Source organism: Nocardia sp. NPDC057455, from assembly GCF_042802775.1.
Classification (GTDB): domain Bacteria; phylum Actinomycetota; class Actinomycetes; order Mycobacteriales; family Mycobacteriaceae; genus Nocardia.
This window is the reverse complement of record NZ_JBHVDM010000048.1, coordinates 21,005-33,954: the sequence shown is the minus strand read 5'-3', so window position 1 is coordinate 33,954 and position 12,950 is coordinate 21,005. Positions and strand designations below refer to the sequence as shown.

Below are 12,950 nucleotides of genomic sequence, written 5' to 3'. Positions count from 1 at the left end.
GCGCGCGGCCCTGGGTGGTCATGCTCGGTTGCCGCCCGCTCCGGCTGTGTTCGGGTTCGGTATGGGCGGGACTCCGCACGGTGACGCTGCGCTGCCCCGTCCGGACCTGACCGCTCATGCCGGGCGGGCTTCGAGCCGGATGGTGACCGCCTTGGAGACGGGGGTGTTCGACCGTTTCGCGACGTGGTCGAGCGGCACCAGAGGATTGGTTTCGGGATAGTAGGCGGCGGCGTTGCCGCGAGGCGTGGGGTAGGAGACCAGGCGGAAGTTTTCGACACGGCGTTCGGTACCGTCGGTCCATTCGGAGACGATGTCGACCGGATCGCCGTCGCGGAAGCCGAACGCGGTGATGTCGTCGGGGTGCACCAGGACGACTTTGCGGCCGTTGTGGATGCCGCGGTAGCGGTCGTCCAAGCCGTAGATGGTGGTGTTGTACTGATCGTGGCTGCGCAGGGTTTGCAGGATCAGCCTGCCCTGGGGGACCGGCAGCCAGGTCAGTTCGTTGACGGCGAAATTCGCCTTGCCGGTGACGGTGCGGAACTCGCGGGCGTCGCGCGGTGGGTGAGGTAGCTGGAATCCATTGCGCCCGCGGACTTTCGTGTTGTAGTCGGTGCAGCCGGGCACGACACGGGCGATGGCGTCGCGGATGCTGTCGTAGTCGCGGGCGAAGCGTGCCCACGACACCGCGTGCTCGTCGCCGAAGAGTTCCGAGGCCAGTTCGCAGACGATGGCGACTTCGCTGCGCAGCTGCTCGCTGACCGGCTTCAGCCGTCCGGTGGACAAGTGCACCATCGACATCGAGTCCTCCACCGAGACCTGCCGCTTGGTGCCGTCCGGGGCGAGGTCGAGATCGGTGCGGCCGAGGGTGGGCAGGATGAGGGCGGTGCGGCCGTGCACGATGTGGCTGCGGTTGAGTTTGGTGGACACCTGCACGGTGAGCGCGCAGTCGCGCAACGCGGCCTCGGTGACGGCGGTGTCGGGGGTGGCGGAGACGAAGTTGCCGCCCATGCCGAAGAAGACTTTCGCCCGTCCGTCGCGCATGGCGCGGATGGCCGCGACGGTGTCGAAGCCGTGCTCGCGCGGGCTGATGATGCCGAACTCGCGGTCGAGGGCGTCGAGGAAGGCCTCGGGCATCTTCTCCCAGATGCCCATGGTGCGGTCGCCTTGCACGTTGGAGTGGCCGCGCACCGGGCACACGCCCGCGCCCGGCTTGCCGATCATGCCGCGCAACAGCAGCAGGTTGGTGGCTTCCTCGATGGTGGCCACGGCGTGGGTCTGCTGGGTCAGGCCCATCGCCCAGCACAGGATGATGTTGCGGGAGCGGGCGAACGCCTCCGCGGTGCGCTCGAGTTCGGTCCGGCTCAGGCCGGTGGCCTCCAGCACGGTGGCGAGATCGACCGTGCGCACATGCTTTTCGTACTCGGCGTAGCCCGCGCAGTGGGCGTCGACGAACGCCCGGTCGACGACCGTGCCCGGCGCGCGGTCCTCGGCTTCCAGCAGTAGGCGGCCCAGCGCCTGGAACAGGGCCATATCGCCGCCGAGGCGGATTTGCAGGAAGTCGTCGGCGATCGGTACGCCGGTGGTGACGCCCCTGACCGTCTGCGGATCCCGGAAACCGAGCAGCCCGGTCTCCGGCAGCGGGTTCACCGCGATGATCCGGGCGCCCTCGGCTTTGGCGGCGGCGAGCGCGCTGAGCATGCGCGGATGGTTGGTGCCCGGATTCTGTCCCGCGACGACGATCAGGTCGGCTTTCGCGAAGTCATCGATGGAGACCGAGCCCTTCCCGATCCCGATCGAGCCGATCAGCGCCGCGCCGGAGGACTCATGGCACATGTTGGAGCAGTCCGGCAGGTTGTTGGTGCCGTAGCTGCGCACCAGCAACTGATAGAGGAACGCGGTCTCGTTGCTGGTGCGGCCGGAGGTGTAGAACACCGCCTCATCGGGGGAGTCCAGGCCGCGTAGCGTGTCCGCGATCAACCGGTAGGCCTCGTCCCACGCGATGGGGGAGTAGTGGGTGTCGCCGGGCCGCAGCACCATCGGGTGGGTCAGCCTGCCCTGCTGCCCGAGCCAATAGCCGGACTTCTCGCTCAGTTCGGCGAGGGAGTGCGCCGCGAAGAACTCCGGGGTCACCGTGCGCAGCGTGGCTTCCTCGGCGACTGCCTTGGCGCCGTTCTCGCAGAACTCGGCGGGCCTGCGATGACCGGCCGGTTCCGGCCAGGCGCAGCCGGGGCAGTCGAAGCCGTGTACCTGATTGACCCGCGCCAGTGTGCGGACGGTGCGGATGACACCCATCTCCTCGACCGAGCGTTTCAGCGCCACCGCCACGGCGGTGACACCCGCGGCCTGCTCTTCGGGCGGGGTCACCGTCAGCTCGGACTCGTCGATATCCCGGCTCGGTCCGTTTCGGTGCATGCCGCCATTGTCCTCTCCGCGCGGTCCGGACCGGGCGGGGACCGGTGCAGGACCTCGCGGTCAGGAGCGGCGGCGTGCTCCGGTGATGTCCGCCGCGCCGGTGCGCTGCTCGTCGCCGCGGTAGGTGAGGACTCGTTCGCTGATGCGGACGCGCCAGCCCGGCGGCAGTTCGGTCGGGGAGGTGCTGATCCTGGTCCACTGGTCGGTGCCGGGACCGGCGATGAAGGTGCCCGAGGTCGCGGCGGCGTCCCGGACGTAGACCTTGCCGCTGTCGATCGACACATAGGCGTGCACGCGCGAGACGTGGCGGTCGCGCTGGATGACGATCGGGGCGGCGGTGGCGGCGCGGACCGATTCGTCCACCTGCGGTCCGCGCCCGATCACGTAGGCGCGGTTCAGCGGGTAGGCCGCGCCGTCCTCGGTGACCAGGGCACCGACGGCGGCCCCGCCGGACGACGTGACGGGATGCGCAGCTCGCGTTCCGCCGTTCTCGGGCGCTTTGCGCAGGGCGACCGATTCGTGCGCGGGCTGCACCTGGGACCACGCGAGCGGTCGATCCGTGGCGGACCGGGGCGGACGTGGTTTGGCGAGGGGCCGGGACGATTCGGTCGGCCGGACGGGCGGCGCTGCCCGCGCGACGGAGTCGGCGGCACCCGTCGGTTCGGGCGTCGCCGCGAAACCGGCCGCTGCCGTCGGCTCGGGCTCGGCCTGCGTGGAGGGCGCGGATGTGGGTGGCTCGCTGGTTTTTCCGGCGCGCCGCACCGCTGCCTGCAAGACGAAGCCGCCGCCGGGAACCACGCCGGCGCGCAAGTCGGTGCGGGGTAGCGCGGTCGGCGGCGCGCCGGTGTCCGCGCCGATCGAGATGCTGCGCACCGGTTCGCGCAGGATCTCGTCCACCCAGGTGAACGCACGGCCGCCGTGGAGCAGGCGGGTACCCTCGGCGCCTTGGATCTGCGCGGTCACCGATCCGCGCAACAGGATCAGCATGCCGTCGCCGGTCGGCGCGACCACACCGAAGGGCGGCGGTTGCACCGTGCTGCCGAAGATCACCGCGGCCAAGCGTTGCGCCAGCGCCGCGCCGGGATGCTCCCCTTCGGCCACCGCTTCGATGGTGCCGAGTATTCGGTCCGTGGAAGTCGTTTCGGGCCCGAGGTAGGCGACGACCGCACCGAAGCGGGCGACGAGTCCGTCGCCCGGTGCGACTCCCACGGTGGACGGTTTACTGCGCACCCGCGCCTCCTTCCCGGCGCACTACCGGCATACCGAAGCCAGCATAGAGCGTCGGCGACCGTCGAACCGGGGTCTGCGCGCATCGGCAAGGGGGAGACGCAACCGCTCGGTCGTGTCGCCGGGGCGTCGAATCGCACTCTGCTGCGAGCGTTCTCGGGAGCGGTCCCGGCACCGTTCCGAGGGGGCGTGAGCTGCGGGTTGTGGTCTTCTCCGCATTCGGCGGTGGTCATGCGCGGAGATCGACGACAGTGTCACGAGTCATAAGACGAGGATTCCCCTTTCGCACAGGCGAGATCGGCTTGGCGCCTACGGTCCGGATTGTCGGCGCACTCGTTGTATGCGTCGCCGCACTCGGGAGCCCGGCGCCGTGGCGGAACCGAGCCGAATCCCGACCGAGTCTGCTGTGCCGGCACGTCAGAAGCCGTGGCTGTCGCGGCGATGGGGGCGTGGCGCTGCGCGGTTCGCCGAGTTTCCCCCGCTACGGACCTGCGCCGCTGACCCGAACGGCGTTCGTTGCTGGTTATGCTCGGCTCATGAGCGCAGCAGCCGTCAGCCGCCGGGCCCGCCCGGCAAAAGCTCCGCTGAGTCGCGAGGTGATCGTCGAGACCGGCCTGCGCGTCCTGGACCGGGACGGCGCGGCTGCGCTGACCATGCGCCGGGTGGCGCAGGACTTGGACACCGGCGCGGCCTCGCTGTATGTGTACGTCGCCAATCGCGACGATCTGATGGCCGCCATGCTCGACCATGTCCTCGGGTCCGTCCCGGAGCCCGCCGGGGCGAGCTGGCGGGAACGGCTCACCGCGCTGGTCGATGCGATGGTGGCGGCGATGAGCGGGCATGAAGGGCTGGCGCTGGTCGCGCTCGGCGTGATTCCGAGCAGTCCGAACGCTGTGCGACTGGTGGAACTGATGCTCGGCTCGCTCGTCGCGGCGGGACTGGACGACCGGACCGCATCGTGGGCGGTGGATCTGCTCTTTCTGCACATCACCGCGTCGGCGGCCGAACAGAGCGCGCACAACACCGGCGGCGGTACCGAGCAGGAGTACCTCGCCGCGATCGAGCGGCGCTTCGCCGAGCTACCCGCCGACCGTTTTCCGACTGTCGTGGCCATGCGGGACGCTCTGCTGTCGGGCGACGGCGACGCGCGCGCGGCCTGGGCCGTGCAAGTGCTGCTCAACGGCATCCTCGCCACACGGGCGGAGTGAAATTCGCTGGTCCGCGCCGCGGTTGCCGGATCACAATGGGCCGATGATCCGGGCTGTGACGACCGAAGACCTCACCGTGCTGCAAGATATCGAACGCGCGGCGGGCACGCCGTTCGCGGAGATCGGGATGGCGGCCGTGGCCGACGACGAACCTCCTTCGACGGCGGCGCTGCGCGAGTTCCAGCAAGCCGGTCGAGCCTGGGTGTGGACCGAGGACGATCTGCCGATCGGCTACCTGGTCGCGGGGGTGGTCGATGAGATCGCCCATATCGAGCAGGTCTCGGTACGCCCGGACTACGCGGGCCGCCGGATCGGCAAGCGCTTGATCGACCGGGCCGCCCGATGGGCTGCCACCGCGGGCATGCCCGCGATGACGTTGACCACGTTCACCGAGGTGCCCTGGAACGGCCCGTATTACGAGCGGCTCGGCTTCCGGTATCTGTCGTCGGACGAGGAGACGCCGGGGTTGATCGCCGTGCGTGCCGCCGAACAGGCTCACGGCCTGGACCGCTGGCCGCGTGCGTGCATGCGCGCGGAGCTGGCCGACTGGTCGATGGACTGAGCCGGCGGTGCCGTCAGGCGACCGCGCGCTCCGCCGCGGCCGTCGCGGCGGCACGGTCCTCGTCGATCAGACCGATGCGTGTGCGCCGATCCAGCAGATCATCGGCCCCGAGCGCCCCCTCGTGGGAGACCGCGAACGCGAATTCGGCGCCGAGCACGTCGATGCCGGGCGCCACCGGCTCGGCGAGCGACGGATCGCGGCGCGCCGTGGCCAGCACGGTGGCCGCCTCACTGCCGTAGCGCTCGATCAGCACGGGCGGGGCGTCGATACGGTCGCGCGCCGCGCCGGAGACCGCGCCCACCAGCGGCAGCCGCCGGGTGCGGCACTGCCCCGCCGCGAGACCGCCGTGCGCGACCGCGGCGTCGATCACGTCCTCGGCCATCTTCCGGTACGTGGTGAGCTTGCCCCCGACGATGGTGACGATGCCGGTCGGGGAACGCAGCACGGCGTGCTTGCGGGAGATGTCGGCCGTGCTGTCGCCCGCGGTCTGCAACAGGGGACGCAATCCGGCATACGAGCCGCGAATATCGTTGCGGGTCAGCGGCTCACGCAAGGCGGGATTGATGGTGTCGAGCAGGAAATCGATCTCCTCGTCGCTGGGCTTCGGCTCGTCGGGTACCGGGCCGGGCGCGTCCTCGTCGGTCAAGCCCAGGTACACCCGGCCGTGCGCGGCGGGAAAGGCGAAGACGAAGCGGCCGACACTGCCCGCCACCGGCACGGTCAGCGCCGCGGTGAGGCCGCCGAAGGCCGCGGCGGAGAACACCAGATGGGTGCCGCGGCTCGGGCGTAGCCGGATGCTCGGATCCACCTGATCCGCCCAGACGCCCGTCGCGTTCACCACGGTGCGCGGCCGCACCGTGAGGGTCTCGCCGGTGCGCGTGTCGCGTAGGGTCGCCGAAATCCCGGTCACCTCGCTCGCTTCGACGCGGGTCAGGATCCGCGCACCGTAGGCCGCCGCGGTGCGGGCCAGCGCGACGACGAGGCGCGCGTCGTCGACCAGTTGCCCGTCCCAGGACTGGAGGCCGCCGCGCAGGTCCGCACGGCGCACGGTGGGGGCGAGGCGCACGGCCTCCGCGGCGGCGACGTGCCGGGAGCGGGGCAGGATCGCCGCGGGGGTGCCCGCGCCGCGCCGCAGCAGGTCGCCCGCGAGGAAACCGGCGCGCACCAGCGCGGCTTGCGCCGCACCGACATTCGGCAGCAGCGGCACCAGCTGCGGCAGCGGGCGCACCAGATGCGGCGCCGTGGTGCGCATGAGGATGCCGCGTTCCACCGCGCTCTCGTGGGCGATGCCGACCCGGCCGCTCGCCAGGTAGCGCAGGCCGCCGTGCACCAGCTTGGAACTCCAGCGGCTGGTGCCGAAAGCGAGGTCGTGGCGCTCGACCAGTACGGTGCGCAGTCCGCGGGCGGCGGCGTCCAGTGCGGCGCCCGCACCGGTGACACCGCCGCCGATCACCAGAACGTCGATCTCGGCGCCGTCGCCGAGCCGGGACAGATCCGCGGCGCGGCGTGCGGCGTTCAACGCGGAATCTCCGGTAGGCCACGAATCAATGGTCATCACAATGCCTTTCGAATGCGTCGGAACCGGGCGAGCACGTGCTCAGCGCGGTTGTCTTCGGTCGGAGTCCTCGGCCGATTCGAGGGTGCGGTCGTCGAGATATCCGTCGATCGCGCGACGCAGTTCGGTGTCGAGGTGCTCGCCCGCCAGCAGCGGCGCGACGGTGCCCGCCGACTGCACCGCGGACTGGGCGATCAGCAGCAGCATGGTGGCCATCCGCTCCGGGTCGCCCGCGCGGACGGAGCCGTCGCGCTGGCCGTCGCGGATGCCCGCCGCGAACAGCTCGATCAGCGCGCGCTGGTTGCGCCCCAGCCTGCCGAAGACATAGGTGAGCATCAGATCGGTGTCGGTACGGAAGATCTTGCCGAACAACGGATTCGACCGGATCGTCGCCGCTCCGGCGACCACGCCCTCGACCAGTCTGGCGCGTGCGCTGCCCGCGGACGGCATGGTGGCCGCCACGATGCCGCGCAGTTCGCGGACCAGCAGCTCGGCCACCAGCGCACCGGTATCCGGCCAGCGGCGGTAGACGGTCGGCCTGCTGACGCCTGCCCGCCGCGCCACCTCGGTGAGCGTGGTGCGGCGCACGCCGAACTCCTCCACGCAGGCGCGAGCGGCGTCGAGAATCGCCAGGTCGGTCGCCGAGAGGCGCTCGGCGGTGTCGTCGGGAGCGGTCACATGTCACCACCGGTGGTAGATCGGCCGACGGCGGGCGTCGGCGGGATGCGAGGTCCGAGCTTCGTTACTACTTGACAATCTATGTCAAACTGTAACGCATGGTGGACACGCAGCAGCACACCGACGGCGACCCGGCTTCGTCGGCGAAGACCGGCTCAGCCGGGTCGGCCGGGTCGGCCACGGGTATGGTCTGGGATGCCTGGGGGATCCCGGCTGGGCAGCAGCCGCTTTCGGAGCGGGTCCGTGGTCTGCTGACGCAGGTGTTCGGGGTGTCCGGCAATCCGGTGGCGCGCCGCGATGAGGGCGACGTGCCACTGCGCGAATCGGCGTTGACGCCCGCGCGACGAGCCGGGTTGGTCGAGGTGGTCGGCGCGCGGAACGTGTCGGTCGACCACCTCGATCGGCTGCGGCACGCCGGAGGGAAGAGCACACCCGATCTGCTGCGCCGCCGCGCTGATGGGCCGCAGGACGCGCCGGATGCCGTCGTCTTCCCCGCCGACCACGACGAGGTTCTCGCCGTGCTCGCCTACTGCGCGCAGCACGCCGTCGCGGTGGTTCCGTTCGGCGGCGGCACCAGCGTCGTCGGTGGCGTCGATCCCGTGCGCGGTCGCTTCGACACCGTGATCGCGTTGGATCTGCGCAGGCTCGACGGGGTGACCGAGATCGATCCGATCAGTGGCACGGCCACCCTCGGTGCCGGCCTCACCGGTCCGCGCGCGGAGGAACTGCTCGGCGCGCACGGACTCTCCCTCGGCCACTTCCCCCAGAGTTTCGAGTTCGCCACCATCGGCGGCTTCGCGGCGACCCGGTCGTCCGGCCAGGCCTCGGCGGGCTATGGCCGCTTCGACGACATGGTGCAGCGGCTGAAGATCGCCACGCCCGGTGGCACGCTCGAACTCGGGCGCGCCCCCGCTTCGGCGGCGGGGCCGGACCTGCGTGAGCTGTTCGTCGGATCGGAGGGAACGCTCGGTGTGATCACCGAGGTCACCCTGCGGGTGCATCCGGTCCCGGAAACCATTGCCTACCAGGCGTGGTCGTTCCCGGATTTCGCCACCGGCGCCGCCGCGTTACGTGCGGTGGTGCAGGCGGGCGCGGCGCCGACGGTGCTCCGGCTCTCCGACGAGGTGGAAACCGGGATCAATCTCGCTCGCTCCGGCGACATCGGCGGCAACCCGGTGGCCGGGTGCCTGGCCATCACCACCTATGAGGGCAGCGTGGCGCACGTCGCCGCGCGCAGCGCCGAAGCGGGTGCCGTGCTGGCCGCGGCGGGCGGCTCGGCCCTGGGGGAGACCCCGGCCAGGGAGTGGGAGCACGGTCGTTTCGCCGCGCCGTATCTGCGCGACGCGCTCCTGGACGCCGGCGTGCTCTGTGAAACGCTGGAGACGGCGACCACCTGGTCGAATCTGAGCGCGCTGAAGGCCGAGGTGACCGCGGCGCTGACCGATTCGCTCGGCGCGCAAGGCACGCAGGCCCTGGTCATGTGTCACATCTCGCACACCTACCCGACCGGCGCGTCGCTGTACTTCACCGTGGTCGCCAAGCAGTTGGACGACCCACTCGCTCAGTGGCAGGTCGCCAAGCGCGCCGCGGGCGACGCCATCGTCGCGGCGGGCGGCACCATCACCCACCACCACGCGGTCGGCACCGATCACCGTCCCTGGGTGCCGGACGAAGTGGGTGACCTCGGCGTGCGCGTCCTGCGCGCGGTGAAGGCCGAACTCGACCCGGCCGGCATCCTCAATCCCGGAAAGCTGGTGCCGTGAAAGACTATTCACCGGTGCGTCAGGTCACGGTGGTGACCAATCCGCGGTCCGGGCACGGCAAGGGAAGCGCTGCCGCGACCGCCGCGATCGCCCGCCTTCGCGCGGGCGGCGCCGACATCACCGAGGTGTGCGCCCCCTCGGCCGCCGAAACGGTTCGGCAGGTGCGGGATGCGATCGCGGGCGTGGGCGGCGCGACCCCCGACGCAGTGGTCTGTATCGGCGGCGACGGCCTGATCAACGTGACCCTCGCGGCCGTCGCGGAGACCGGCGTCGCGCTCGGCATGATTCCCGCGGGCACCGGCAACGATCTGGCCCGGGAACTCGGTGTGCCGACCGACGACCCGGTCGCCGCCGCCGCGCTCGTGTTGCGCGGACGGACCAGGACGATCGATCTCGGCCGGATCGAGTCGTCCGAGCCGCCGATGTGGTTCGCTACCGTTGCCGGAACCGGATTCGATGCGCGGGTCACCCTGCGCGCCAACGACATGCGCTGGCCCACAGGCAGGCTGCGCTACACCGTCGCCGCGCTGGCCGAGATCTCCGGGCGCTTCACGGTGCCCTACCGGGTCGAGTTGGTGGACGCGGTGACCGACGGGCTGACCAACCCCGGAGCGGGCTCGGTGCTGGAGACGGAGGCGGTCATGGTCGCGGTCGGCAACACCCGCACCTACGGCGGCGGCATGCTGATCTGCCCCGACGCGATCATGGACGATGGTTTGCTCGACTTGACCGTGGTCGGCGCGTTGTCGCGAGGAGAGATGCTGCGCCTGCTGCCCGCGCTGTCGGCGGGTAGACGCCAGAATCATCCGGAAGTCAAACAGTTCCGCGCCGCGGCCGTCACGCTCACCGCGGCGGGCGCGCCCGCCACCGCGGACGGTGAACCGGCGGGCACCCTGCCGATCACGATTCGGGCGGTGCCCGCGGCGTTGACCGTTCTGGTGCCCTGACCCGCGCCGGTCAGGCGAAAGTCACCCACCGCAGATGGTTCACGGTCGCGCGGTCGACGATGACCACCGACCGTGACGCGCGGGCAGCCGAGCGATGCTCCGTCGCCACCGCGCGCATCAGGCGCCGCCAGCGGCGCACGTGCATTCGGAAGGCCACGTGGTTGATCCGCCTGCCGCGGCTGTGCTGGCCCGCGCGCGCCACCGCCGCGGGCACGTCGACCATGAGTAGGTGCAGTTCGCGATGCGCCGCCCAACGCTCGATCAGGCTGCGGGCCCAGCCGAACGTGGCGCAGTCGTGAATGACGACGGGGCCGGTGACCTCACGCAACGCGTTGCGAATGGCCAGGAAGTGCGCGGCGTGCACCACCGGGCGCCACAACAGGTAGGGCAGCCACCACAGCTTGGGCCGCAAGCGATTACGTGCCTGTATCGAGTCGAGCACCAGCACGCCGGCGGAACTGCGCGAAGGCGCGGTGGCCGCGGCATCGGCGCCGAAGAACTTGCGCAGCGCGGTGCTCTTGCCCGCGCCGGGGACGCCCGCGACGATCAGCGCGGCCGCGGCGGGGTACCGAATCTCGGTGATCGCCCGACCGCGCAGATCGTGCAACGCGTCCGGGACCAGGATCGGCAGCCGGGGTTCGGGTGCGGACGCCTGCACGGTTTCCAGCGGGGGGTTCACCTCTTCCAGCGTCCGCAGCCGACACGTGTTCGGCAACCGGGAAAACCCTGGTTTTTCTCGAGGATTCACCGGAGGTGGGGCGCCTGGGGTATTCACTCTCTCCAGGGTCCTTCGTTTTCACCGTTTCGGCAATATCGGACATTTCAGGCAGTGTGGCTTACGTGGTCTTACGACCCGCCGACCGCGCGCGAAGATGCATTCGTTCGCCTTGCGACCCGAAAAGGCTCAGGATTTCCACCGGGCCCCGGCCGGCGCTGCCGAACCAATGCGGTTGGCGCGTGTCGAATTCCGCGGCCTCGCCGGGGCCGAGCACCAGATCGTGCTCGCCGAGCACCAGCCGCAGTCGTCCGGACAGCACGTAGAGCCACTCGAAGCCCTCGTGCACCTTGGGGTCGGGTTCGCAACGGTCGGGCGGGATGACGATCTTGAACGCTTGCAGCGGCCCCGGCTGCCGGGTGAGCGGAAGGATGGTGAATCCGTTCATCTTCCGCGCCGTGGTGTGCACCCGGGGATCGGCGATTTGGGGGGCGGCCACCAGTTCGTCCAACGGCACCTGGTGGGCCATCGCGATCGGCAGCAGCAGTTCCAGGCTGGCTTTTCGCTGGCCGGACTCCAGCCGCGAGAGCGTGCTCTTGGAGATCCCGGTGCTCTCCGCCAGCGCGGTGAGCGTGACGTTGCGGCGGGTGCGCAGCGCTTTGAGCCGCGGGCCGATGTCGGCGAGGGCCTGGGTGACGGCCGGTGGTGTGGACATGTCACCAGTGCACTCCGATTTCCCTGATTTGGCAATTTTAGTTGCTGAACCGGGAGCGGTGACGGCACTGTGTCCGTGGAGGTGATCGCTGATGAGCGAGGTATACGACGTAGTGATCGTGGGTGGCGGTGCGGCAGGACTGGCCGGGGCGCTGGTGCTGGCCCGTGCCCGGCGGCGAGTCGCGGTGGTCAGGGGCGGCGCGCCGCGCAATGCTCCGGCCGAGCATATGCACGGGTTCCTGTCCCGGGACGGGATGCCGCCGGCCGAACTGCTGGCGACCGGGGCCGCCGAGGTCACGAGCTACGGCGCGGAACTGATCGACGACGTAGTCGTCGGCGCGGAGCGCACGGGGGAGTCGGACTACGCGCTGCGGCTCGGGGCAGGCGGGGCGCTGCGGGCTCGCCGCGTGCTGGTGACCACGGGGCTGCGCGACGAACTGCCGGAGCTGCCGGGAGTGCGGGAGCGCTGGGGCCGTGACGTGCTGCACTGCCCCTACTGTCACGGATACGAGGTGCGCGACCAGCCGATCGGGGTGCTGGGCGGTACGGACCCCGGCGCCCTGGCCCGCGCGGTGCATCTGGCGCTGCTGCTGCCGCAGTGGTCGGACGACGTCGTCTTCTTTCCGAACACGATGCCCCTGTCCGAGAGTGATCGCGCTCACCTGGACGCGCGCGCCGTCCGGCTGATCGAGGGCGAGGTGGCCCGATTCGTAGTGGACGATCGGCTGCGCGGCGTGGAAATGGCCGACGGGCGAGCGGTGCCGAGGACGGCGATGTTCGTCGCGCCGACCTTCCGTGCGAACGACGACGTGCTGGTCGCGCTCGGTTGCGCGTTCGGCGCCGACGGCTGGGTGGTGGTGGACGCGACCGGGCGCACCAGCGCGCCGGGTGTCTGGGCGGCGGGCAACGTCAGCAATCCGGCCGCCCAGGTGATTTCCGCCGCCGGGGCGGGTTCGACCGCCGCCATCGCGATCAACGGCGATTTGGTGCTGGCCGACGCCACGGTGCCCGCTCGTTGAGGACGATATCGGGGTGCGAAATGCCGGAAGCTGAGAATTGCTTATGGATTCCGAGCTCGGCCTCGGATCGCCGGTAAGCTTCTGACATAGGCGGAGTGTTCGGTGTCCCTCATCCACCGAAGACTCCGCCTTTCTTTGTCTTCGTCGCGA

11 protein-coding genes are annotated in these 12,950 nt (G+C 70.6%); 5 read left to right on the top strand and 6 right to left on the bottom strand.

Features of this window, described 5'->3' with window-relative positions; translation table 11 throughout:
- Positions 1 to 114: 114 nt before the first annotated feature.
- Entirely contained in the window at positions 115 to 2,412 is a 2,298-nt protein-coding gene (locus ACFU5M_RS20440; RefSeq protein WP_379051403.1) for an FdhF/YdeP family oxidoreductase, read from the bottom strand.
- A 60-nt stretch (positions 2,413 to 2,472) separates the two neighbouring features.
- Entirely contained in the window at positions 2,473 to 3,642 is a 1,170-nt protein-coding gene (locus tag ACFU5M_RS20435) for an FHA domain-containing protein (RefSeq protein WP_379051400.1), read from the bottom strand.
- A gap of 533 nt (positions 3,643 to 4,175) precedes the next feature.
- On the opposite strand from ACFU5M_RS20435, the gene ACFU5M_RS20430 reads away from it, so the two are divergent.
- Entirely contained in the window at positions 4,176 to 4,847 is a 672-nt protein-coding gene (locus ACFU5M_RS20430) for a TetR/AcrR family transcriptional regulator (protein WP_379051397.1), read from the top strand.
- A gap of 55 nt (positions 4,848 to 4,902) precedes the next feature.
- Positions 4,903 to 5,409: a GNAT family N-acetyltransferase gene (locus tag ACFU5M_RS20425; RefSeq protein ID WP_379051394.1), complete on the top strand. Its 507-nt coding sequence runs from the start codon at positions 4,903 to 4,905 to the stop codon at positions 5,407 to 5,409.
- A gap of 13 nt (positions 5,410 to 5,422) precedes the next feature.
- Here the strand turns inward: ACFU5M_RS20425 and ACFU5M_RS20420 are convergent, their stop codons facing one another.
- Positions 5,423 to 6,964: a glycerol-3-phosphate dehydrogenase/oxidase gene (locus ACFU5M_RS20420; protein ID WP_379051391.1), complete on the bottom strand. Its 1,542-nt coding sequence runs from the start codon at positions 6,962 to 6,964 to the stop codon at positions 5,423 to 5,425.
- Positions 6,965 to 7,006: 42 nt separating this feature from the next.
- Positions 7,007 to 7,642, bottom strand: a complete 636-nt coding sequence (locus ACFU5M_RS20415) for a TetR/AcrR family transcriptional regulator (protein ID WP_379051388.1) — start codon at positions 7,640 to 7,642, stop codon at positions 7,007 to 7,009.
- A gap of 185 nt (positions 7,643 to 7,827) precedes the next feature.
- Between ACFU5M_RS20415 and ACFU5M_RS20410 the strand changes: the two genes are divergently transcribed.
- Positions 7,828 to 9,405 (top strand): FAD-binding oxidoreductase, encoded by a 1,578-nt coding sequence (locus ACFU5M_RS20410; RefSeq protein WP_379051445.1) that lies wholly within the window; start codon positions 7,828 to 7,830, stop codon positions 9,403 to 9,405.
- Positions 9,402 to 10,352: a YegS/Rv2252/BmrU family lipid kinase gene (locus tag ACFU5M_RS20405; protein WP_379051385.1), complete on the top strand. Its 951-nt coding sequence runs from the start codon at positions 9,402 to 9,404 to the stop codon at positions 10,350 to 10,352. The genes ACFU5M_RS20410 and ACFU5M_RS20405 overlap by 4 nt, the downstream gene beginning before the upstream one ends.
- A gap of 10 nt (positions 10,353 to 10,362) precedes the next feature.
- On the opposite strand, the gene ACFU5M_RS20400 is transcribed toward ACFU5M_RS20405, so the two are convergent.
- Both ACFU5M_RS20400 and ACFU5M_RS20395 read right to left on the bottom strand, forming a co-directional pair.
- Positions 10,363 to 11,031 carry a hypothetical protein gene (locus tag ACFU5M_RS20400; RefSeq protein WP_379051382.1) on the bottom strand — a complete coding sequence of 223 codons (669 nt, stop codon included), beginning with the start codon at positions 11,029 to 11,031 and terminating at the stop codon, positions 10,363 to 10,365.
- 157 nt (positions 11,032 to 11,188) lie between these two features.
- A complete protein-coding gene (locus ACFU5M_RS20395; protein ID WP_379051380.1) occupies positions 11,189 to 11,782 on the bottom strand; it encodes a helix-turn-helix domain-containing protein in 594 nt (197 codons plus the stop codon).
- Between the two features lie 91 nt (positions 11,783 to 11,873).
- Here ACFU5M_RS20395 and ACFU5M_RS20390 point away from each other — a divergent pair, with 91 nt between their 5' ends.
- Positions 11,874 to 12,800, top strand: coding sequence for an NAD(P)/FAD-dependent oxidoreductase (locus ACFU5M_RS20390; protein WP_379051377.1), 927 nt, complete (start codon positions 11,874 to 11,876; stop codon positions 12,798 to 12,800).
- The last annotated feature ends 150 nt before the right edge of the window (positions 12,801 to 12,950 follow it).

What these genes read in the sequence shown, in the direction of transcription:
- ACFU5M_RS20440 (WP_379051403.1), bottom strand. Translation starts at nt 2,412, where the DNA reads ATGCACCGAAACGGACCGAGCCGGGATATCGACGAGTCCGAGCTGACG.
- ACFU5M_RS20430 (WP_379051397.1), top strand. Translation starts at nt 4,176, where the DNA reads ATGAGCGCAGCAGCCGTCAGCCGCCGGGCCCGCCCGGCAAAAGCTCCG.
- ACFU5M_RS20420 (WP_379051391.1), bottom strand. Translation starts at nt 6,964, where the DNA reads ATGACCATTGATTCGTGGCCTACCGGAGATTCCGCGTTGAACGCCGCA.
- ACFU5M_RS20390 (WP_379051377.1), top strand. Translation starts at nt 11,874, where the DNA reads ATGAGCGAGGTATACGACGTAGTGATCGTGGGTGGCGGTGCGGCAGGA.
- ACFU5M_RS20395 (WP_379051380.1), bottom strand. Translation starts at nt 11,782, where the DNA reads ATGTCCACACCACCGGCCGTCACCCAGGCCCTCGCCGACATCGGCCCG.
- ACFU5M_RS20410 (WP_379051445.1), top strand. Translation starts at nt 7,828, where the DNA reads ATGGTCTGGGATGCCTGGGGGATCCCGGCTGGGCAGCAGCCGCTTTCG.